Source organism: Thioalkalivibrio sp. ALE9 (genome assembly GCF_000377445.1).
GTDB lineage: Bacteria > Pseudomonadota > Gammaproteobacteria > Ectothiorhodospirales > Ectothiorhodospiraceae > Thioalkalivibrio.
The window spans coordinates 1-20,737 of the sequence record NZ_KB898127.1; the positions used below are offsets into that span (position 1 = coordinate 1).

19 protein-coding genes are annotated in these 20,737 nt (G+C 68.0%); 7 read left to right on the plus strand and 12 right to left on the minus strand.

From position 1 onward, the window contains the following. Nucleotides 1–191 precede the first annotated feature (191 nt). The 7 genes from ruvA to D106_RS0108960 all read right to left on the minus strand — a co-directional run bounded on the left by ruvA (nucleotide 192) and on the right by D106_RS0108960 (nucleotide 5,870). Nucleotides 192–800: a Holliday junction branch migration protein RuvA gene (gene ruvA, locus D106_RS0108930; RefSeq protein WP_018879847.1), complete on the minus strand. Its 609-nt coding sequence runs from the start codon at nucleotides 798–800 to the stop codon at nucleotides 192–194. Beyond that, nucleotides 797–1,312 carry a crossover junction endodeoxyribonuclease RuvC gene (gene ruvC, locus D106_RS0108935; RefSeq protein ID WP_026279293.1) on the minus strand — a complete coding sequence of 172 codons (516 nt, stop codon included), beginning with the start codon at nucleotides 1,310–1,312 and terminating at the stop codon, nucleotides 797–799. The genes ruvA and ruvC overlap by 4 nt, the downstream gene beginning before the upstream one ends. 21 nt (nucleotides 1,313–1,333) lie before the next feature. Next, the gene (locus tag D106_RS0108940) at nucleotides 1,334–2,074 is read right to left on the minus strand and encodes a YebC/PmpR family DNA-binding transcriptional regulator (protein ID WP_018867438.1); all 741 of its coding nucleotides are present in this window, start codon (nucleotides 2,072–2,074) and stop codon (nucleotides 1,334–1,336) included. A gap of 323 nt (nucleotides 2,075–2,397) precedes the next feature. Continuing rightward, nucleotides 2,398–3,027, minus strand: coding sequence for a triacylglycerol lipase (locus tag D106_RS0108945; protein WP_018867439.1), 630 nt, complete (start codon nucleotides 3,025–3,027; stop codon nucleotides 2,398–2,400). Between the two features lie 21 nt (nucleotides 3,028–3,048). Next, on the minus strand, nucleotides 3,049–4,833 hold the full coding sequence (gene aspS, locus D106_RS0108950) for an aspartate--tRNA ligase (protein ID WP_018877155.1): 1,785 nt from the start codon (nucleotides 4,831–4,833) through the stop codon (nucleotides 3,049–3,051). Nucleotides 4,834–4,952: 119 nt separating this feature from the next. Then, complete coding sequence (locus D106_RS0108955) at nucleotides 4,953–5,603, minus strand: DUF502 domain-containing protein (RefSeq protein ID WP_018867441.1); 651 nt, start codon at nucleotides 5,601–5,603, stop codon at nucleotides 4,953–4,955. Nucleotides 5,604–5,606: 3 nt separating this feature from the next. Next, entirely contained in the window at nucleotides 5,607–5,870 is a 264-nt protein-coding gene (locus D106_RS0108960) for an FmdB family zinc ribbon protein (protein ID WP_018867442.1), read from the minus strand. A gap of 167 nt (nucleotides 5,871–6,037) precedes the next feature. Between D106_RS0108960 and D106_RS0108965 the strand changes: the two genes are divergently transcribed. Genes D106_RS0108965 through D106_RS0108975 form a run of 3 tightly spaced genes read left to right on the plus strand, consistent with a single transcriptional unit; the run spans nucleotide 6,038 to nucleotide 8,676 of the window. Further along, on the plus strand, nucleotides 6,038–6,415 hold the full coding sequence (locus D106_RS0108965; protein WP_018867443.1) for a DsrE family protein: 378 nt from the start codon (nucleotides 6,038–6,040) through the stop codon (nucleotides 6,413–6,415). Between the two features lie 10 nt (nucleotides 6,416–6,425). Further along, nucleotides 6,426–7,280: an SDR family oxidoreductase gene (locus D106_RS0108970; RefSeq protein ID WP_018879848.1), complete on the plus strand. Its 855-nt coding sequence runs from the start codon at nucleotides 6,426–6,428 to the stop codon at nucleotides 7,278–7,280. Between the two features lie 19 nt (nucleotides 7,281–7,299). Then, nucleotides 7,300–8,676 carry a nucleoside recognition domain-containing protein gene (locus tag D106_RS0108975; RefSeq protein ID WP_018879849.1) on the plus strand — a complete coding sequence of 459 codons (1,377 nt, stop codon included), beginning with the start codon at nucleotides 7,300–7,302 and terminating at the stop codon, nucleotides 8,674–8,676. 23 nt (nucleotides 8,677–8,699) lie between these two features. Here D106_RS0108975 and D106_RS0108980 read toward each other — a convergent pair whose 3' ends face one another. The 5 genes from D106_RS0108980 to D106_RS0109000 all read right to left on the minus strand — a co-directional run bounded on the left by D106_RS0108980 (nucleotide 8,700) and on the right by D106_RS0109000 (nucleotide 17,606). Continuing rightward, nucleotides 8,700–12,470 carry a PAS domain-containing protein gene (locus D106_RS0108980; RefSeq protein ID WP_018879850.1) on the minus strand — a complete coding sequence of 1,257 codons (3,771 nt, stop codon included), beginning with the start codon at nucleotides 12,468–12,470 and terminating at the stop codon, nucleotides 8,700–8,702. Between the two features lie 28 nt (nucleotides 12,471–12,498). Further along, nucleotides 12,499–12,705: a hypothetical protein gene (locus tag D106_RS0108985; protein ID WP_017941374.1), complete on the minus strand. Its 207-nt coding sequence runs from the start codon at nucleotides 12,703–12,705 to the stop codon at nucleotides 12,499–12,501. Between the two features lie 42 nt (nucleotides 12,706–12,747). After that, on the minus strand, nucleotides 12,748–12,966 hold the full coding sequence (locus tag D106_RS0108990; RefSeq protein ID WP_018867447.1) for a hypothetical protein: 219 nt from the start codon (nucleotides 12,964–12,966) through the stop codon (nucleotides 12,748–12,750). A gap of 312 nt (nucleotides 12,967–13,278) precedes the next feature. Further along, a complete protein-coding gene (locus D106_RS0108995; protein WP_018877152.1) occupies nucleotides 13,279–16,584 on the minus strand; it encodes an efflux RND transporter permease subunit in 3,306 nt (1,101 codons plus the stop codon). After that, nucleotides 16,581–17,606 (minus strand): efflux RND transporter periplasmic adaptor subunit, encoded by a 1,026-nt coding sequence (locus tag D106_RS0109000; protein WP_018867449.1) that lies wholly within the window; start codon nucleotides 17,604–17,606, stop codon nucleotides 16,581–16,583. The genes D106_RS0108995 and D106_RS0109000 overlap by 4 nt, the downstream gene beginning before the upstream one ends. A 277-nt stretch (nucleotides 17,607–17,883) precedes the next feature. Between D106_RS0109000 and D106_RS0109005 the strand changes: the two genes are divergently transcribed. The 4 genes from D106_RS0109005 (at nucleotide 17,884) to D106_RS0109020 (ending at nucleotide 20,712) form a co-directional block, all read left to right on the plus strand. Next, nucleotides 17,884–18,225, plus strand: a complete 342-nt coding sequence (locus D106_RS0109005; RefSeq protein ID WP_026279294.1) for a phenylpyruvate tautomerase MIF-related protein — start codon at nucleotides 17,884–17,886, stop codon at nucleotides 18,223–18,225. A gap of 34 nt (nucleotides 18,226–18,259) precedes the next feature. Further along, nucleotides 18,260–19,969, plus strand: a complete 1,710-nt coding sequence (locus tag D106_RS0109010; protein WP_018879851.1) for a proline--tRNA ligase — start codon at nucleotides 18,260–18,262, stop codon at nucleotides 19,967–19,969. A gap of 136 nt (nucleotides 19,970–20,105) precedes the next feature. Then, a complete protein-coding gene (locus D106_RS0109015; RefSeq protein WP_018867452.1) occupies nucleotides 20,106–20,387 on the plus strand; it encodes a type II toxin-antitoxin system RelE/ParE family toxin in 282 nt (93 codons plus the stop codon). A 25-nt stretch (nucleotides 20,388–20,412) separates the two neighbouring features. Further along, the gene (locus tag D106_RS0109020; protein ID WP_018867453.1) at nucleotides 20,413–20,712 is read left to right on the plus strand and encodes a HigA family addiction module antitoxin; all 300 of its coding nucleotides are present in this window, start codon (nucleotides 20,413–20,415) and stop codon (nucleotides 20,710–20,712) included. Nucleotides 20,713–20,737 lie beyond the last annotated feature (25 nt).

The following is a 20,737-nucleotide window of genomic DNA, read 5'->3' on the forward strand; positions in this document are numbered from 1 at the left end:
ACTTCTTTGCACGAGCAAAGAAGTCACTCGGGGCGCGCTGGCGAGTCAGCGCCAGGCAGTATGCGGACCGAAGGCACCGTAAACACCGGATGCCGAACCAGGACCAGCCACCACGAGTCAGGCGGCGGACCGAAAGCACATAAACGCTGACGACCACGCGGCCCCTGCCAGGATCACCGCGGGTTCGCGCGCTAGCGCTTGACGGTAGAGCGCAGCGCGAGACGCACCAGCGTCTCCACCGAGTCGGCCTGGTCACGGACCGCCGCGACCATCTTCTCGGCGCTGGCCCGCGGATAGCCGAGAGACTCCAGCGCGGCCAGGGCCTCGCCCTCCATCGCGGCCGCCGGCGTGGGCTCGCTGCCCGCCGCCGCCCCGGCGGGCGCGGCGGCAAAGCCCATCTCGGCCAGGCGCTCGCCCAGCTCGAGCACCACCCGTTCGGCGGTGCGCTTGCCAATGCCCGGCACCTTGGCCAGGCCCGTCACGTCGCCACCACTGATCAGGCACGCCAGCTCGTCGCCGGCGTAGGTCGAGAGCATGGCCAGCGCCAGTTTGGCACCGATACCGTTGACGCGGATCAGACGGCGGAAGAGGTCGCGGTCGCGCTTGTTCAGGAATCCGAAGAGCTGGTGGGCATCCTCGCGCACCACCAGGTGGGTCGCCAGCACGACCGTCTCGCCGGGTTCCGGCAGGGCCGCCAGCGTGGACAGCGGGACATCCACCTCGTAACCAACCCCGCCGGCGTCGATCACCACGCCGTTCACCTCGCGACTGATCAGCCGCCCCTCCAGCCGAGCGATCATGGGCGCCCCCCGATCATCGCAGCAGCCGAGCCCTGCAGGCGCGCCTCGTTCTGCCGGGTGTGGGCGTGGCAGAGCGCGACGGCCAGGGCATCGGCGGCGTCGCTGCTGGCCGGTTCGGCCAGGCGTAACAGTTGCTGCATCATGTGCTGGACCTGCTCCTTGTCCGCGCCACCGACACCGACCACGGCCAGCTTGATCGCGCGCGGGGCGTATTCGTGTACCGGCAGACCGGCCTGGGTGGCGGCGCAGATGGCCGCGCCACGGGCGTGCCCCAGCTTGATCGCGGACTGGGCATTGCGGGCGACGAACACCGACTCGATGGCCAGTACGTCGGGCTTCAGCTCGTCGATCACCTCGACTACGCCGGCGAAGATCTCGCCCAGGCGCTCGGGGAAGGCCTTCGCCTTCGGCCGGATCACGCCGTGGCCGCAGGAACGGCCACGACTGCGATCAAACTCGATGACCGCAAAGCCGGTCACGCGGGAGCCGGGGTCGATCCCGAGGATGCGCACGCCGCTCACGCCGCGGCCGGATCAGTCACCGCTGACTTCTTCGGGGAAGTCGGCGTTGGTATAGACGTTCTGCACGTCGTCCAGATCATCCAGCATGTCCAGCAACTTCAGGACCGACTCGGCGGTCTCCGCATCCAGCGGCGCAAGGGTCTCCGGCCGCCAGGTCACCTCGGCGTTTTCCGGCTCCAGACCGCGCTCGGTCAGCGCGGCGCGCACGTCCTGATAGGTCTCCGGCTCGGTGATCACCTCGATGGCGCCGTCGTCCTCGACCTGGACGTCCTCGGCCCCACCCTCCAGCGCGGCCTCCATCACCACTTCGTCATCCAGGCCCGGGGCGAAACGGATCACGCCCTTGTTCTGGAACAGGTAGGCGACCGAGCCGTCGGTGCCGAGGTTGCCGCCCATCTTGGAGAAGGCGTGCCGGACCTCGGCGACCGTGCGGTTGCGGTTGTCAGTCATGCAGTCGACCAGGATGGCCGCACCGCCAGGCCCATAGCCCTCGTAGCGGATCTCCTCGACGTTGTCGCCATCGGTCTCGCCGGCGCCACGCTTGGCGGCCCGCTCGATGGTGTCGCGGGTCATGTTGGCACCCAGCGCCTTGTCGATCGCCAGGCGCAGGCGCGGGTTGGTCTCCGGGTCCGAGCCGCCCTGTCGGGCTGCCACGGTGATCTCGCGGATCAGCTTGGTGAAGAGTTTGCCGCGCTTGGCGTCCTGGGCGTTCTTGCGATGCTGGATATTCGCCCACTTGCTGTGGCCTGCCATTCGGTCACGACTCCTTGAGTTGGGTTCGGTTATGCCGACCCGGCATGCCGCCGGGCACCGGAATGCGCACAGTCTAATCGCTGGGGCCGCGCTAATCACGAATGCGGGCGGCATGCCCCTGCCGTGGTCCCTTCGTCATTGCGAGGCCGGGCAGGGGCGGTGAACGGCCGCAGGCCGGCTCGAAGGGCGCGCGCAGCGAATAACCTCCGGACCGAACCCCCGACGCCCGCCCGGGCCAGCGCCGGGGCCAGCCACGGAGATCGCCACGGCGCTCCGCGCCTCGCGATGACCGCGGTGGTCGGGCTTGACGGGCCCGTCCGGCGTCAGGGCAGAAACTCGCCCGCCTCCAGGAAGTGCAGGGTCTCGCGCGCCACGACGGTGTCGAATAGCATGCCCATATGCGTCACCGGCAGGGTCAGGTGACGCGAGACGTCGGGGCCCCGCGTCTCGTCCACCGCGACCAGGCCATCATGGGGATGCGGCAGGCGCGCAATCAGCGGGCCCGGCCCGAACGGCCGGCTGCCGGCCAGCATGCCGATGTCGCGCCCGCGCAGGATCGGGCTCCCACCGAGCAGGCCGCGTTCCAGGGGCGCGCCCAGCCACCAGCGCCCGGCCCGGTTGCGCGCCAGCCGGGCCGCCACGCGGCTGCCGGCCAGGGGCGAACCCAGCATCACGATGCGGCCGGGACGCTGCACGGGCGCGACCTCGAACAGGTGGCGCACCACCACGCCGCCCAGGCTGTGAGCGACCAGGTGCACGAGGTCGCCGGGGACGTCGTCGAGAAAGGCCGCCAGCGCGCGCCCCGCCTGCTCCGGCGTCTGGCGCCGCGAGGCGTAGCGGAAGGGGTGAACCGCGTGACCGGCCGCGCGCAGGCGCCGGGCGAGCAGGGCCATCTCCAGGCCGGACATATGCCAGCCATGGACCGTAACCACACTGGTACGCATGCCGGCCATGGTGAACGACCGGCCCGTTGCCTACCCGGCCTGTTGCGTAGCGCTGGCGCGCAGGCGGATGCCCAGCTCGCGCAGCTGCTTCTCGCCGACCGGCGCCGGGGCGTCGGTCAGCAGGCAGGCGGCCGTCTGGGTCTTGGGGAAGGCCATTACGTCGCGAATGGAGTGGGCGCCGCTCATCAGCATCACCAGGCGGTCCAGGCCGAAGGCCAGGCCGCCGTGCGGCGGGGCACCGAACTCCAGCGCATCCAGCAGGAAGCCGAATTTCTCGCGGGCCTCGTCCTCGCCGATACCCAGGGCCTCGAACGCAGCCTGCTGCATCTCGGGGTTGTGGATACGGATGGAGCCACCGCCCACTTCGGTGCCGTTGAGCACCATGTCGTAGGCACGGGACAGGGCCTCGCGCGGGTTATTGCGCAGCGCGTCCGGGCTGTCCACCGCCGGGGCAGTGAACGGGTGATGCAGGGCGTACAGGCGCTTGTCCTGGTCGTCGTACTCGAACATCGGGAAGTCGACGACCCACAGCGGCTGCCAGCCCGCCTCGACCAGGTCGAGGTCGTGGCCGAGCTTCACCCGCAGCGCGCCGATCGCCTCGTTGACCACAGAGGCCTTGTCCGCACCGAAGAAGATCAGGTCGCCGGCGGCGGCCGCGGTCTTTTCCAGGATCTGCCGGGTCACGTCCTCCGGCAGGAATTTCAGGATCGGCGACTGCAGCCCGCCCTCGATATCCGCCGGGTCGTTGACCTTGATGTAGGCCAGGCCCTTCGCGCCGTAGCGGCCGACGTACTCGGTGTAGACGTCGATCTCCTTGCGCGTGAGCTTGGCTCCGCCCGGCACGCGCAGCGCGGCCACGCGGCCCTCGGGGTCGTTCGCCGGGCCGTTGAAGACCTTGAACTCCACCGCCTGCATCACCTCGGTCAGCTCGGTGAACTCCAGCGGGATGCGCAGATCGGGCTTGTCCGAGCCGAAACGGGCCATCGCCTCGGCGTAGGCCATGCGCGGGAACGGGTCGGGCAGCTCGACACCCTGTACCTCGCGGAACAGGTGCCGGATCAGGCCCTCGGTCACGTCCATCACGTCGGCCTCGTCGACGAAGGCCATCTCCATGTCCAGCTGGGTGAACTCCGGCTGGCGATCGGCGCGCAGGTCCTCGTCGCGGAAGCAGCGGGTGATCTGGTAGTAGCGGTCCATGCCGGACATCATCAACAGCTGCTTGAACAGCTGCGGCGACTGCGGCAGGGCAAAGAAGCTGCCCGGATGCGTGCGGCTGGGCACCAGGTAGTCGCGCGCGCCCTCCGGCGTGGCCTTGGTCAGCATCGGGGTCTCGAGGTCGAGGAAATCGCGTTCCTCGAGGAAGCGGCGCATGGCCGCGGAGACCATTGCGCGCAGACGCAGGCGCTCCTGCATCACCGGGCGGCGCAGGTCCACGTAGCGATAGCGCAGGCGGGTGTCCTCGCCGACGTCCTCGTCGTCCAGCGGGAACGGCGGGGTCTTCGCGGCGTTCAGGACCTCCAGTTCCAGACCCAGGATCTCCACCGCACCGGTGGACAGGTCCGGGTTTTCGGTCCCCTCGGGACGGCGGCGCACACGACCGGTCATGCGGATCACGTACTCGCTGCGCAGCTGCTCGGCGCGGGCGAAGACGTCCTCGCGGTCGGGGTCGAACACGACCTGCACCCGACCCGTATGGTCGCGCAGATCGACGAAGATCACGCCCCCGTGGTCACGCCGGCGATTCACCCAGCCGCAAAGGGTCACCTCCGAGTCGAGTTCGTTCTCGGTGACACGTCCACACAGATGAGTTCGCATTGCGCTGTTCCAGCCGAAGGGCACGCCCGCCAGGGATCGGTGGTTCCTGAGAGGCCTGCATGGTTAGTCGGGAAAACGGGGCGCACGCGACGTCCGCACCCGCGAAAAGGCCGGAAATCTTACGATTTGCCCTGCCCTTGCGCAACCGGAGCCGGGGCCTCTTCAGGTCCTTTCAGGGGCGTGACGACCCCCATGGACATCACGAACTTGAGGCCGTCCTCCACCGTCATGTCGAGTTCAATCGCCTCTTCGCGCGGGACCATCAGCACGAAGCCCGAGGTCGGGTTGGGGGTCGTCGGGACGAATACGGTGATTACCTCGTGCTCGGTACGCTCCTGCACCTCGCCGGTGCCGACGCCGGTCATGAACCCGACCGACCACAGGCCGCGGCGCGGGTATTCGATCAGCATCACCTTGCGGAAGGCCTGGCCGCCATCCGCCAGTACCGTCTCGGTCACCTTCTTCACCGCCCCGTAGATCGAGTTAACCAGCGGGATGCGGTGCACGATGGACTCGCCCAGCGCGACCAGCTTGCGCCCGACGATGTTGGCCACGATCACCCCGGTGACGAACACCACGACGATCGCGACCACGATCCCCACGCCCGGGATGGAAAAGCCCAGCAGCGCCTCCGGCCGCCAGCCCGGCGGCAGGAGGAGGATGGTGAAGTCCAGCAGGTCGACCAGCAGCTTGATAATGAAGCCGGTGACGATCAGTGGCAGCCAGACCAGCAGCCCTGCAATCAGGTAGCGGCGCAGGGAGACCAGCATGGGTCAGGTGCTGGCCGCGGCCTTGCTCGTGGAGGTATCGGACTTGCCGGCGCCACCGCCCGAATCCTTCAGGTTGCGCTTGCCGTCCTTCTTGAAATCGGTCTCGTACCAGCCGCCCCCGGCCAGGCGGAAACCGGCGGCGGAGACCTGCTTGGTCAGGGCCTCGGCACCGCACTCGGGGCAGGTGGTGGCGGGCGGGTCGGAGATCTTCTGCAGGATCTCGGAGATCTCGCCGCAATCCTTGCACTGGTATTCATAGATGGGCATGGCTGGAATCCTCGGAACACATCCGCGAAAACACGGGTTGAGGCGTATTATGCGGCCGTTCGCCGGGAATAAAAGGCCTTCCGCACCGACAGGCGGTGTTTGCGCCGCGCGGCCGCAGCGCGGATGATTCGCCCCATACCCGAATGTACTGCCCGCAAGGACCTGCCATGGCCGAAAAGATCGTGATCATGCTGCTCAATCTGGACCTCGACCGCCCCGGCACCCTGGGCGCCCCGTTCTTCCAGGCCACCGTCGCCGCCGCGATGGATCTCGAGGTCGAGATCTACTTCGCCGCCGGCACCACGCGCCTGCTGCGCGCGGGCGTGGCGGACCAGATCTACCCCGGCGAGGCGAAGGAGAAATCCGTCTACAGCTTCATGCAGGACGCCCACGAGGCCGGCTGCGCCTTCTACGCCTGCGCCGGTGCAATGGACGAAAACGGACTGACCCTGGACAACGCGGTCCCGGAACTGGACGGGATGCGCGGCGGCGGCGCCTTCATCGGCGAGGTCGTTGAGGACGGCGTCGCCACCCTCACCTACTGATCCGGCCGCCATGAGCGAACCCTCCCAGCGCGCGGTCCTGATCACCGGCTGCTCCAGCGGCATCGGGGCCTGCACCGCGGGCATGCTGCGCGAACGCGGCTACCGGGTCTTCGCCACCGCCCGGCGCAGCGAGGATGTCGCGCGGCTGAAGAAGGACGGCTTCGAGGCATTGCAGCTGGACCTGGATGACTCCGCCAGCATCCACAGCGCAGTCACCGAGATTCTGCACCGCACCGACGGCCACCTCTACGGCCTGTTCAATAACGGCGCCTATGGTCAGCCCGGCGCGGTGGAGGACCTCAATCGCGCCACCCTGCGCGCACAGCTGGAGACCAACGTGCTTGGCTGGCTGGAGCTGACGAATACCGTGCTGCCCGCCATGCGCCGCGCCGGCGAGGGCCGCATCATCCAGAACAGCTCGGTCCTTGGGCTGGTCGCCCTGCGCCTGCGCGGCGCCTACGTGACCTCCAAGTTCGCGATCGAGGGCATGAGCGACACCCTGCGCCAGGAACTGCACGGCACGGGTATCCATGTCTCGCTGATCGAGCCGGGCCCGATCCGCAGCGAATTCCGCGCCAACGCCCTGAAGGCCTTCCGCTACCACATCCAGCGCGAGCACAGCCCGTGGCAGGAGACCTACCGTGCCGCCGAGGCCCGCATGGCGGACGCCGAGTCCGATGCGCCGTTCACACTGGGGCCCGAGGCGGTCGCGCGCTGCGTGGTGCACGCCCTGGAGGCTCGCCGGCCGCGGGTGCGTTATCACGTGACCTTCCCCACCCGGTTGTTCGCCTTCCTCAAGTGGCTGCTGCCGGCGCGGGCGCTGGATGCTGTGCTGCGCGGTGTATCACGCGGAGAGAACCGCTGACCGTGGCAAACTGCGCCGCATGAACCTGATCTTTCTCGCCCTGATCGTGATCGCCGTGGCCACGGCCGCGATCCGCGAGATCCGCTCCACCGACCCGGACGAGCAGCCGATGCAGGCGCTGTCCGAGGGCGCGATCGAGGCAGCCGGTTCCGCGGTGGAACTGGCGCTGGGTCTGGTCGGGGTAATGGCGCTGTTCCTGGGCCTGATGAAGATCGCCGAGGCTGGCGGCCTGCTGACCGTACTGGCCCGCCTGCTGCGCCCGCTGATGACCCGCCTGTTCCCGTCGGTCCCGCCGGAGCACCCGGCGATGGGCGCGATGATCCTGAACTTCTCCGCCAACATCCTGGGGTTGGGCAATGCCGCGACGCCGTTCGGCATCCGCGCGATGCAGGAACTGGAGAAGCTGAACCCGCACCCGGGCACCGCCACCAATGCGATGGCCCTGTTCCTGGCGATCAACACCTCCAGCATCACATTGCTGCCCACCGGGGTGATCGCGCTGCGCGCCTCGCTCGGCTCCGAGGCCCCGGCGGCGATCCTGCCGACCACGCTGTTCGCCACGCTGTTCGCGACCATCGCCGGCATCACCAGCGCCCTGATCCTGCAGCGCTATTTCCGCAGCCCGGCGCCGACCCGCTCGATCGACCCGAACGCCACCGATCGCGACGGCGCCACGGACCTGGACGACACGGTTCGCGAGACCGAGTCCCGCAGCGCTCCGTCCGACGCCGAAGCGGGCGCGACCGAAGAACCCGCCCCGGAGCAGCAACCGATGAACATCGAGGTGCCCACCGAGGGCTACCCGGCCTGGGTCTCGCTGACGGTACTGGCCGGAGTGCTCGCGATCATCCCGCTGACCATCCTCTACGGCCAGGCGATCGCCCCCTGGATCATCCCGGGGCTGGTGGTCGGCTTCCTGTCCTACGGGGTGATCCGCGGCGTGCCGGTCTACGAGGTCTTCGTCGAAGGGGCCAAGGAGGGCTTCAACGTGGCCCTGCGCATCATCCCCTACCTGGTGGCGATCCTGGTCGCGGTGGGGATGCTGCGCGAGAGCGGTGCTTTGGGCATGTTCGTCGGGCTGGTCGGGCCGCTGACCACGCCCTTCGGCCTGCCGGCCGAGGCCCTGCCGATGGCCCTGCTGCGCCCGCTGTCCGGCTCCGGCGCCTATGGCATCATGGCCGGCATCATGCAGGACCCGGCCACCGGGCCGGACACCCACGTCGGCATCCTGGTCTCCACCCTGCAGGGCTCGACCGAGACCACCTTCTACGTGCTCGCGGTGTACTTCGGCGCAATCGGCATCAAGCGCGTGCGCCACACTCTGGCGGCCGCGCTGACCGCGGACGCCGTCGCCGTGGCCGCGGCGATCGCGATCGTCGCATTCCTCTTTCTTTGAGAATCGCCGACGCGCGCGGCGGCTCAGCCGCTCGCGCGACCCGCGGCACAGCGCTGCAGCGCGCCCAGCAGATCGCTCGCCCCGATCGGCTTGGTGAGCAGAGCATCGAAGCCGGCCGCCGCCACCCGCTCGCGCGTGGCCTCGGTGGCATCGGCCGTCACCGCGATCACCGGGATCGCCGCCAGCGCCGCCTCGGCGCGCAGCGCGCGCAGCACCTGAAAGCCGTCCATCACCGGCAGATTCAGATCGAGCAGGACAAGCCCCGGCGGGTCCCGCAGGGCCATGTCCAGGCCCGCCACGGCGGAGTCCGCCACCCGGCAGTCGCTCACCCCCTGCTGCCTCAGCATCTCGCGCAGCAGACGCTGATTGGCGGCATGATCCTCGATGCAGAGCACCCGGCAACCGTCCCGGATCGCAACGTCCGAGGCTGCGCCCACGTCCTCTCCGGCCGCGGGCGGGAGGTGCTCCTGCGCCGCGGGCAGACGGAACCAGAAGGTGCTGCCCGTACCCGGTATGCTGTCGACGCCGATCTCGCCGTCCATCAGCTCCACCAGGTTGCGGGTCACCGCAAGGCCCACCCCGCTCCCCTCGATTCCCTGCTCCTCGGCCACCAGGCGCTCGAAGGGCTGGAACAGCCGCTGGCACTGCTCCGGCGTCAGCCCCGGCCCGTCGTCGTGCACCGCGATCCGCACGCCGGAGCCCTCGTGTTCGCAGGTCACGCGCACGCGCCCGTCCGGCCGGTTGTACTTGACCGCGTTGGACAACAGGTTCAGGAGTACCTGCCTCAAACGCCGGGGGTCGGCCTGCACCATCACCGTCGGCAGGGGCTCCGCTGCGAGCACCACGCGATGCTCGCGCGCCAGGGGCTCCAGCAGGGACAGGCATTCATCCAGTAGCGGGTCCACGGCGACTGGTTCCGGCTCCACCTGCATGCGCCCCGCCTCGATCCGCGCCAGGTCCAGGATCTCGTTGATCAGGTCCAGCAGATGGCGCCCGGCGCGCATGATTTCATCGAGATGGCCGCGCTGGTGTTCATCCAGAGCCGGATCGCGCTCCAGCAGCTGGGCAAACCCGAGAACCGCGTTCATCGGCGTGCGCAGCTCGTGGCTCATGTTGGACAGAAAATCCGACTTGGCCCGGTTGGCCGCCTCGGCCGCCTCGCGCGCACGGTGCAGCTCGGCGCGACGACGCAGCTCGTCGGTGAAGTCGCTGAAGATATTGAAGCCGTATTGCGGTTCGCCGCGATCGTCGAGGACGACCCCGATGTTGCTGACGGTGATAAACACCGCCCCATTGGCGCAGCGGTGGGGTAGCTTTCCGGCCCAGGAACCGCCTTCGGAAAGCACCCGGTCGATCTCCCGCGCCTCCTCTTCGGAGTCCTCGGGGATGATATCCATCTCGCGGAAGCTCCGGCCCAGCATCTCGCTCGACTCGTAGCCCACCATCTCGCGCGCGGCGGCATTCACGTAGACGAAGCGGCCCGCACGGTCCACTACCGCGATGCCCTGCCCGGAGGACTCGAAGATGCGCTGGAACAGGGCCAGATGTTCCTGGGCCTCGTGCAGTTCGGTGATGTCCTGCAGGCTCCCGGCGATGTGCGCGGGTCGGCCCTCTGCATCCAGGCTGACACTGGCGATGACGTGGACAAAGCGGGTCCGCCCGTCCCGGAATTGCACCCGGTGACCGAGTTCGTGGTGTCCGGCCGCATTCAGGCCCTGCAGAAAGGCCGTCACCGGCTCGCGATCCTCCGGGTGCACCAGCGCCAGGTATGCGTCGCGCCCGAAGGACGCATCCCCCGCATCCGCCTCGAAGATCTCGTGGATGACCCGCGACCATGTGATCGCCCCGCTTTGCGGGTCCATATCCCAGTTGCCGATGCGCGCCAGGCGCTGCGATTCCAGCAGCCGGGTAGACAGCTGGGACAATGCCAGTTCCGAGGTCTTGCGCTTGGTGATGTCCTGCATCACACCCAGCATGTACAGAACCTCGCCGTCCTGATCCCGGACCACGTCGCCGCGCTCGAGCAGCCAGTGCTCCGAGCCGTCGGGCCAGATGACGCGATGCTCCAGTTCAAGATAGGACCCGCGACGCAGACTGCTGGCGATCGCATTGCGCACCCGGACGCGATCGTCGGGGTGCACCGCCTGCACGAAATTGGCGACCGTGGGTTCCAGCCCGCCCTCGGGATAGCCCAGAAGCGGCGGGATGCGCTCCGACCAGCCCAGCGCCTCGCGGTTCGGCGCCCATTCCCAGGTCCCCATGTTGGCGAAGATCTGGCTGGAGCGCAGGCGGTGCTCCTGATGCTTCACGTGGGTGATCTCGGTGCGGATCGACACGTACTGGTAGGGGCGCCCGTTGCTCCCGAGATACGGGACGATGGTGGTCTCCACCCAGTACAGCGAGCCGTCGCGCGAACGATTGCACATTTCGCCCTGCCAGACGCGCCCGGACGCGATGGTGGACCAGAGCTCGGCATAGAATTCCGGTGGATGCTGGCCGGACTTCAGGATGCGGTGATTGCGGCCTATCAGCTCGGACACCGCATAGCCGCTGATCCGGGAAAAGCGCTCGTTGGCGTAGACGATGTTGCCGGCCACGTCCGCGATACTGACCAGGGCATGTTCGTTGACGGCCACATGCTCGCGCTCGCGCTCGTACAGGGCATCGCGATAGGACTGGCTGACCCCGTCGATCTGGCGCATCTGGCGCGCCCGCGCGGCAATCGCGGCCTGGATACGGGCTGGCTCCACGGGCTTCAGAAACACCCCCGCCACACCGGGGTGCACCGTCATCAGGGCGTTGATCCGTCCGGGGTCCTCGGTCAGGAACAGCAGCGGAACCGCCCCCCCGTTGTCCCGAGTACGCAGCAGCGCGACAAACGATTCCGCCGGTTCGTCCAGCCCCTGCAGATCGAGGACCACCACATCGGCGCCGATCTCGCCCAGCCGGAGGCGCGCATCCTCCGGGTCGGACACCGTCGATACCTCCAGCCCGGAAGCGGCCAGATGATGAGCGAGTTCGCTGTCCGCCTCCCCGGCGACCAGCAGCACGCGATAATCCGACTCCACGATTACGCCGCCGATCTGCATCAGCTGCTCGACCAGGGTGTCGGTTACCAGGGGGTGATCGAGGCAGCGCGTCACCCCCTGGCGCACGCATTCGAGGCGGGCGCCGGGACTCCAGGCCTGAGCGACGGCCAGCACCGGAAGCCCGCTGGCCAGCGCAGACGCCAGCCCCGGCAAGCCGCCCCCGTCCGCCGCGACCACGTCGGCACACAGCACCACTGCGGAAAGCGGCTCGTCGTCGGCCACGGCAACCTCGCCCCGGGTTACACGAAAACCCTGGTCGGCCAGCATGCGGGCCACCGCCTCGCCGACCGCGCCGCCGTCGTCGATCAGGCGGACTCGTGACTCCGCCGGACGCCCCCCCACAGGCTGCATGCGCGCCTGCGCCGCCGGCCGCGCCCGCTGCCGATAGGCCTCCACGGCCGTGGCCAGGCGGCGCACCCCCGCGACAATCAGGTCACGATCCGGTCCGGGCGGGGCCCGGCGTACGCCGGCCACGGCGGCCCGCAGGGATTCCGCCGCGCCGCGGATCAAGCCGACATCGAAGACCTGCCCCGACTGCGCCAGCGCCTGGGCCTCGCGGTACAGGGTGATCAGGCGTTCGCCATCCGCAAACGTGCCGTCGAGCTGACCGGACAGGGCCTCCAGATCCGCGACCCGCTGCCCCAGTGACTCGAGGAATTCGCCCCGCAGGCGCGCTAGCCCCGGCGATGCCGGGGCTGGTGTCACGAGAGGCGTACGTGACGGATGCACCGAATCAGTTCGGCGGGCCGCCCGGATTGATGTCCTTGTCCTTGACGATGAAGTAGACCCCAATCGCCGCCAGGCCCATCCACATCAGCAGTGCAAACACCCCGAGGATCTCCCAGAGCGTCACGAAGAAGAACAGCATGATGGCGGCGGCGCCAAGGAAGATGTTGCCGATCACGAAATTGGACGGCCGGCGGGAATCATTGTCGGGCATGGAGCACTCCGGTACGGGTGCCAGGGACGGCACCGGGCAGGGCTATTGCTTCTTGTAGGGGGCGAAGTCGAACTGCCCGGCGGTCATGTCGTCCCACAGATCGCTCTGCAGCACGGCCAGCAGCTTGAACAGCTTGCGCAGTTCGGGGTCATCCATGAAGCGCTGGTCCTCGCTGGCCTTCAGCGTCTCGACCAGGGTGGCGCACTGTTCGCGGCTGATTCCGAGGACGTTCAGGCCCTCTTCTCCCATCTCGACATCCATCGAGCGTCTCCGGTTCGGTTAAGTGGCACCGATTGTAGCCGCATGCCGGCACACGGCGAAAACACCGGAACGGGATCCTGTCATTGCCAGGCCCCACGTGTTGGAGCGAGGCAGCGCCCGCCCCCCACAACGTCATTGCGAGGAGCGCAGCGACGAAGCAATCCCCGCCCGGAACCACCGGATCGCTGACACTGGCACTCTGCCAGCTTCAGGAGGTTGCCGCGTCGCCTTCGGCTCCTCGCAATGACGGTGCCCGGCACGGCGCTCGTGCCACGACCCCTTGCAGGGCTTCGCTATGACAGGGTCGTGGCGTTACGCCGCCTGGGCGCGGATCAGCTCGACCCGGTTGCGCACGTACAGGTAGTACAGCACCGGGATGATCACCAGCGTCAGCAGCGTGGAGACAAACACGCCGAAGATCAGCGAGATCGCCAGGCCGGAGAAGATCGGGTCATCCAGGATAAACCCGGCGCCGACCATCGCCGCCAGCCCGGTCAGGATGATCGGCTTGGCGCGCACTGCACCCGCGTGCACCACCGCCTCGATCACCTCCACGCCGCGGCGGATCTCCTCGTTGATGAAGTCCACCAGCAGGATCGAGTTGCGCACGATGATCCCGGCCAGCGCGATCATCCCGATCATCGAGGTCGCGGTGAACTTGGCGTCCATGAAGAAGGCATCCATGAAGGCATGCCCCGGCATCACCCCGATCACGGTCAGCGGGATCGGCGCCATGATGATCAGCGGCACCATGTACGAGCGGAACTGCGCGACCACCAGCAGGTAGATCAGGATCAGCCCCACCGAATAGGCGATGCCCATGTCGCGGAAGGTCTCGTAGGTCACCTGCCATTCGCCGTCCCACTTCAGGGAGAAGTTGTACGGGTTGTCCGGCTGGCTGATGAACAGCTGCTCCAGCGGCTCGCCATAGGCCATCGGCTGATCGCGCAGGCCGAAGAACATGTCGAACATGCCGTATAGCGGGCTGTCCAGACCACCGGCCAGGTCGCCCATCACGTAGACGACCGGCAGCAGGTTCTTGTGATGGATCGAATGCTCCAGGGTCGAGTCCACCACATTGACCACCTCGGACAGCGGCACCAGCGTGCCGTCGCGCGAGCGCACCTTGAGCCCCAGCACCGGGTCCAGGCTGCCCTTCTCGGCCTGCTCGAACTCGAGCCGCACGGGCACCGCGTACTTCACGTTGGAGCCGTAGAGGTAGGTCACGTCCTCGCCGGACAGCGCGGTCTCGATCGCCTGCACCACCGCCTGCTGCGACACGCCCAGGCGCGCGGCCCGCTCGCGGTCCACCTGCAGGATCTTCTTCTGCCCCGGATATTCCACCGAGTCGTCGATATCGGTAATGCCGTCGGTGTTCTCGAAGCGCTCGCGCACCTGGCGGGCGATCTCGATCTGACCGTCGTAGTCCGGCCCGTAGATCTCGGCCACGATCGGCGACATCACCGGCGGCCCCGGCGGCACCTCGACCACCTTCACCGCGGCACCGTGACGATCGGCGATCTCGTTGATTGCCTCGCGCACACCGAGCGCCACCGCATGGCTCTGGCGCGAGCGCTCGGAGGCATCCACCAGATTCACCTGGATGTCGCCGACGTGCGAGCCCTCACGCAGGTAGTACTGCCGCACCAGGCCGTTAAAGTTGATCGGCGCCGCGGTACCCGCGTAGGTCTGCACGTTGTGCACCTCGGGCACGGTCTTCAGATAGTCGCCCATCTCCGCCAGCACGCGGGAGGTACGCTCCAGGCTGGTGCCCTCCGGCATATCCAGCACCACCTGGAACTCCGACTTGTCGTCGAACGGCAGCATCTTCATGACCACCAGCTGGAAGTAGGCCAGTGACACCGAGCCGAGGATCAGCACCAGGGTCCCGACCCACAGCACCAGGCGGTTGGTCTTCTTGCGCCCGGAGGTCCCGAGAAACGGCAGCAGCAGGCGGTTGAAGATCTTCATCAGCCCAGCGGAGGCGCTCTCGCCTTCCGCGCCGTGCCCGCCGCCGGCCGGTGCGGCATGCGCGTGCTGCTCGGCCTGGCGGCGCAGCACCTTGTACGTCAGCCAGGGCGTGACCACGTAGGCCACCGCCAGCGAGATGATCATCCCCATCGAGGCGTTGATCGGGATCGGGCTCATGTAGGGCCCCATCAGCCCGGTCACGAAGGCCATCGGCAGCAGGGCCGCGATCACGGTGAAGGTCGCGAGGATGGTCGGTCCGCCGACCTCGTCCACCGCGAGCGGGATAGCCTCGAGGAATTTCCTGCCGCCCTTGGCCATGTGCCGGTGGATGTTCTCCACCACTACGATGGCATCGTCCACCAGGATCCCGATGGAGAAGATCAGCGCGAACAGCGACACGCGGTTGAGGGTGAAGCCATAGGCCCAGGAGGCGAACAGGGTGATCGCGAGCGTGATCACCACGGCCACACCGACGATGAAGGCCTCGCGCCAGCCCAGTGCGATCCAGACCAGGATCACCACCGACGCGGTTGCCAGGATCAGCTTCTGGATCAGGGTATTGGCCTTGTCGTCCGCAGTCTCGCCGTAATTCCGGGTGATAGTCGTCTCGATACCGTCAGGGATATAGGTCCCGCGCAGCTGTTCCAGGCGCTCGACCAGGGCGTCGGCGATATCCGGGGCGTTGGTCCCCGGTTGCTTGGCAATCGCCACGGTGACCGCCGGGTGGCTCTCGCCCGCGCGCGCTCGATCGCCGGCGGCCGCGCCATGGGCAAAGCGCACGTGCTCGGTGGCATAGGCCGGGCCCTGCACCACCTCGGCAACGTCCTCGAGGTAGATCGGACGGCCGTCGTGCATGCCGACCACCAGACTGGCGAAAGCCTCGGGTTCGGTAATGAAGTCGCCAGCCTGGACGAGGATCTCTTCATCGTCCTGATAGAGCTGACCGGCGTCGCGCGAGAAGTTGGAGGCCTGCAGGCTGGTGCGCAGGTCATCCACCGACAGGTTGTAGGCAGCGAGCGTCTCCGGCTTGAAGCGCACGTGCACCACGTGGTCCGGGCCGCCGACCGTGTAGATATCACGGGTACCCGGGACCCGCTTGAGCTCGGCCTCGATCCCGTGCGCCACGCGCAGCAGATCGTGCCCGCCGCGCTCGGGGTCCTCGGTCCACAGGGTCACGTTGACGATCGGCACGTCGTCGATGCCCATCGGCTTGATGATCGGCTCGCCGACCCCCAGCCCCGGCGGCAGCCAGTCCTGGTTGGAGAACACCTGGTTGTACAAGCGCACCAGCGCCGCGGTGCGGTCCTCGCCGACCTCGAACTGAATGGTGATCTGCGCCATGTTCGGGCGCGAGACGGAATAGATGTCATCGATGCCCTCGATCTCCGAGAGCACCTGCTCGGCCGGCGTGGCGACCAGTTGCGCCACCTCCTGCGCGCTCGCCCCGGGGAACGGGATGAACACGTCGGCCATGGTCACGTTGATCTGCGGCTCTTCCTCGCGCGGGGTCACCAGAATCGCGAACAGCCCCAGCAGCAGCCCCAGCAGGGCCAGCAACGGGGTGATCTGGGTGGTCAGGAAGGCCTGCGCGATGCGCCCGGAGATCCCCATCCGCTCGGACGCCCCCTCCGTGGTGGCATCGCTCATGGGTTCACCTGCTGATGTTCCTTCAGCCAGATCTGCGCGTGGACCGGATCCAGCGCCACGCGCTCGCCGGCCTCCAGACCGCCGTGGATCTCGATCAGGCCGTCATGCTGACGCCCGACCCGTACCTGGCGGAACGCCACCCGGTCGTCCGCATCCACCACATAGACGGCGATGACCTCGCTGCGATAGACCACGGCCTCGGTCGGCACCACCAGGCGCTCCACCGCGTCCACGACGAAGGCGGTCTTCACGAACATGCCGGGGAACAGGCCCAGATCCTGCTGCTCCGGCAGGTTCACGCGGATGCGGAAGGTCGAGCTGGCGGGATCGGCGTAGGGGAAGATGGTCAGGCTTTCGGCCGCCACCCGGTCTCCGTTCAGCAGGACCTCGGCACTGCGCCGCTCACGCACGCTGTGAATCAGACGCTGCGGCACATCCACCGCCACCCGCAACTGGTCCAGGCTGATCCCGGACAGCAGCGGCGACCCCGGGCTGACCGACTCGCCGACCTCTACATGGCGCTCGGTCACGATCCCCGAATAGGGCGCGTACACCTCGGTGTAGCCCAGTTGTTCACGGGCCTCCTCGACCCGACCCTCGGCCGAGCGCAGGCGGGCACGCGCCGACTCCAGCGCGGCCTCGGCGCGATCGAACTCGGAGCGCGACACCACCCCGCGATCGAACACATCGCGAATGCGCTCGAACTCCGAACGGGCCTCGTTGAAGCGGGCGCGGGCCTCGGCCAGATCGCCCTCGGCCTGGCTTACACGGGCCTGCTGCTCGGTGTCGCTGACCCGGACCAGCAATTCATCGGCCTCGACGAAGTCGTCGACATCCACGTAGATCTCGCGGATCCGCCCGGAGGTCTGCGCCGAGATCGTGGACCGCTGCACTGCCTCGACGCGGCCATCCAGGATCCGTTCCTGGGTGATCGTCTGGCGTTCGGCGGTGGCCGTCTCGAACGGCAACTCCGCCTGGGCCGCAAACGGCAACAGCAGCAGGGCCCACAGGGTGTGGCGCATCCGGTTTCGTGTCATGAGGCGTCTGTCCTTGCTCGAAGAGGTCGTCGGGGGTGCGCAGGCGCGCACCGGGCCCGGGACCATATATTAGATTTTTCTAATTTATTATTTCCTGATGTTGAACGCAATCCGGCCGTCCGGCCCCGCCGCGTTCGTCTCCCTCGCAGCGAGTATAGCCACCCTGACAAGGGTTTCACCCGCTAGGGAGACGCGAGCGCTGCACCGACCCCGCGCTCCCCGTATCATGGCGACCTTTCGCCGCAACGCCCCGGAGGATGCCATGCCGCTGCTGCAAGTCGAGACCAATGCCGCCCTGCCCGACGACACCGCCACGTTGTGCCAGCGTCTGTCCGCCGCGGTCGCCGACTGGCTGGGCAAGCCCGAGGGCTACGTGATGGTCGCCTGCCGCCACAACCCGGCCATGTGCTTTGGCGGGCGCACCGATCCGCTCGCGTACTGCGAGCTGAAGAGCATCGGCCTGCCCGAGGGCCTGACCCGCGAGCTGTCGCGCAAGCTGTGCGACAGCCTGCAGGCGGAACTGGGCATCGAGCCGGCCCGCGTCTACATCGAATTCGCCGACGCCCCGCGCCACTTCTGGGGCACCAACGGCACCACGTTCTGAACCCTTTCCAGCCATCAACCACGGACTGCCCCCGATGCGCGTCTCGCAATTCCCGCTGAACACCCTGAAGGAAACCCCGGCCGACGCCGAGATCATCTCCCACCAGCTGATGCTGCGCGCCGGCTACATCCGCCGGCTGGCCTCCGGGCTGTACACCTGGCTGCCACTGGGCCTGCGGGTGCTGCGCCGTGTGGAAAACATCGTACGCGAGGAGATGAACCGCGCCGGCGCCCTGGAGGTGCTGATGCCGGCGGTGCAGCCGGCCGAGCTGTGGCAGGAGTCCGGGCGCTGGGACTTCTACGGCGCCGAACTGCTGCGCATCAAGGATCGCCATGACCGCGACTTCTGCTTCGGCCCGACGCACGAGGAGGTGATCACCGACCTGGTACGCCGCGAAGTCCGCAGCTACCGCCAGCTGCCGGTCAACTACTACCAGATCCAGACCAAATTCCGCGACGAGCGCCGCCCGCGCTTCGGCGTGATGCGCGCCCGCGAATTCCTGATGAAGGACGCCTACTCCTTCCATATCGACGCCGACTCCCTGGGCGACACCTACCAGCAGATGCACGCGGCCTACACCCGCATCTTCGAACGCTGCGGTCTGGACTTCCGCGCGGTGGAGGCCGACACCGGCGCCATCGGGGGCAACACCTCGCACGAGTTCCACGTGCTGGCCAGCTCCGGCGAGGACGCCATCGCGTTCTCCCCGGCCGGGTTCGCCGCCAACGTCGAACTGGCCCCCTGCCCGGTGCCCGCGCCGGCCCCGGCCCCCGGCGCGGCGCTGGAGAAGATCGCCACGCCCGACGTGCACACCATCGACGAGCTCGCGAAATTCCTGGACATCCCGACCGAGCGGACGGTGAAGACCCTGGTGGTGGCCGCCTCCGACGCGATCGACGCCGACCTGGTCGCCATCGTGCTGCGCGGCGACCACGAACTGAACGCGGTGAAGGCCGAGAAGCACCCCTGGGTCGCCGAGCCGCTGCGCATGGCCGAAGCCGCCGAGATCCGGGCCGCATTCGGCGCCGACCCCGGCTCGCTGGGGCCGGTGGACAGCCCGATTCCGGTTCTCGCCGATCAGGCCATGCTGGGCATGGCGGACTTCGTGGTCGGCGCCAACGAGGACGGCTACCACCTGACCGGCGTGAACTGGGGCCGCGACCTGCCGCAGCCGGAGACCGCCGACCTGCGCAACATCCTCGAGGGCGAGCCGGCCCCGGACGGTTCCGGGGCGATCGAGATCCGCCGCGGCATCGAGGTCGGCCATATCTTCCAGCTGGGAGACAAGTACAGCCAGGCCCTGGGCGCCCGCGTACTGGACGAGGACGGCCGCGAACAGGTGGTGACCATGGGCTGCTACGGCATCGGCGTCTCGCGCGTGGTCGCCGCCGCGATCGAGCAGAACTCCGACGAGCGCGGCATCTGCTGGCCCACCGCCATCGCCCCCTTCGACATCGCCCTGTGCCCGATCGGCGCCAAGAAGTCCCAGCGCGTGCGCGAGGCGGCCGAGAAGCTGCACGACGAGCTGGAGGCCGCCGGCTTCCAGGTCCTGCTGGATGACCGCGAACAGCGCCCCGGCGTGATGTTCGCCGACATGGAGCTGATCGGAATCCCGCACCGCCTGGTCATCGGCGAGCGCGGCCTCGACGCCGGCGAACTCGAATACCAGGCACGCACGGCCACCGAGGCCGAACACCTCCCGATGGATGGCCTGCTCGACGCCCTGCGCCAACGCCTGCAATAAGGGCTCGGCGGTCACCGTGCCTCGCCCGCAGAAAACAGCGCCGAAGTGACGGGCGTATTCGGGACCGGTATTTCCCGGGAGAGTCCGGTTCGACAACCGTTTGCGCGCTAATAACGCAGCGCGTTAACATTTATCCATGATCCAGAGCTACCGCGGCAAGGAAGCCGCGCGGCTGGCCCGGGGCGAGAGGGCACGCCGCCTGCCCGACGAGGTAACGCGCCGGGCACGAATGCGTCTGGCGCGCATCCACGCTGCCACCCGCCTCGAGGATCTGCGCCAGCCTCCCTCGCATCGACTGGAGGCACTGAAAGGCGACCGCGCGGGTCAATACAGCATCAGGATCAACGACCAGTGGCGCATCTGTTTCGAATGGCGAGACGGTCACGCCTACAACGTCGAGATCGTGGATTACCACTGATCCGACGACCACCAGGGAGGCAACGATGACAGCACAGGATATCGAGGCCCCGATCCATCCGGGCCAGCACCTGGCCGAATTCATCGAGGAGGCAGGCATCAGCCAGTACCGCCTGGCGCACGACATCAGCGTGCCCCCCCGCCGAATCAACGAGATCGTGCAGGGCAAGCGCGCGATCACGGCGGATACGGCGCTTCGCCTGGGCCGTTATTTCCGCACCTCGCCCGAGTTCTGGATGAACCTCCAGGATCACTTCGAGCTCGAGCAGGCCCGCCAGTCCCTGGGGCCTCGGCTTGAACAAGAAGTACATCCGCGCGTTGCCTGATTCACGCGGCCCCCTCATCGACTGC

Coding starts and splice junctions, on each gene's coding strand:
- D106_RS0109010 (WP_018879851.1), top strand. CDS start 18,260: ATGCGCGTCTCGCAATTCCCGCTGAACACCCTGAAGGAAACCCCGGCC.
- D106_RS0109000 (WP_018867449.1), bottom strand. CDS start 17,606: ATGCGCCACACCCTGTGGGCCCTGCTGCTGTTGCCGTTTGCGGCCCAG.
- D106_RS0109020 (WP_018867453.1), top strand. CDS start 20,413: ATGACAGCACAGGATATCGAGGCCCCGATCCATCCGGGCCAGCACCTG.
- D106_RS0108960 (WP_018867442.1), bottom strand. CDS start 5,870: ATGCCCATCTATGAATACCAGTGCAAGGATTGCGGCGAGATCTCCGAG.
- D106_RS0108945 (WP_018867439.1), bottom strand. CDS start 3,027: ATGGCCGGCATGCGTACCAGTGTGGTTACGGTCCATGGCTGGCATATG.
- aspS (WP_018877155.1), bottom strand. CDS start 4,833: ATGCGAACTCATCTGTGTGGACGTGTCACCGAGAACGAACTCGACTCG.
- D106_RS0108955 (WP_018867441.1), bottom strand. CDS start 5,603: ATGCTGGTCTCCCTGCGCCGCTACCTGATTGCAGGGCTGCTGGTCTGG.
- ruvA (WP_018879847.1), bottom strand. CDS start 800: ATGATCGCTCGGCTGGAGGGGCGGCTGATCAGTCGCGAGGTGAACGGC.
- D106_RS0108940 (WP_018867438.1), bottom strand. CDS start 2,074: ATGGCAGGCCACAGCAAGTGGGCGAATATCCAGCATCGCAAGAACGCC.
- D106_RS0109015 (WP_018867452.1), top strand. CDS start 20,106: ATGATCCAGAGCTACCGCGGCAAGGAAGCCGCGCGGCTGGCCCGGGGC.
- D106_RS0108970 (WP_018879848.1), top strand. CDS start 6,426: ATGAGCGAACCCTCCCAGCGCGCGGTCCTGATCACCGGCTGCTCCAGC.
- D106_RS0108995 (WP_018877152.1), bottom strand. CDS start 16,584: ATGAGCGATGCCACCACGGAGGGGGCGTCCGAGCGGATGGGGATCTCC.
- D106_RS0108965 (WP_018867443.1), top strand. CDS start 6,038: ATGGCCGAAAAGATCGTGATCATGCTGCTCAATCTGGACCTCGACCGC.
- D106_RS0108990 (WP_018867447.1), bottom strand. CDS start 12,966: ATGGATGTCGAGATGGGAGAAGAGGGCCTGAACGTCCTCGGAATCAGC.
- D106_RS0109005 (WP_026279294.1), top strand. CDS start 17,884: ATGCCGCTGCTGCAAGTCGAGACCAATGCCGCCCTGCCCGACGACACC.
- D106_RS0108975 (WP_018879849.1), top strand. CDS start 7,300: ATGAACCTGATCTTTCTCGCCCTGATCGTGATCGCCGTGGCCACGGCC.
- D106_RS0108985 (WP_017941374.1), bottom strand. CDS start 12,705: ATGCCCGACAATGATTCCCGCCGGCCGTCCAATTTCGTGATCGGCAAC.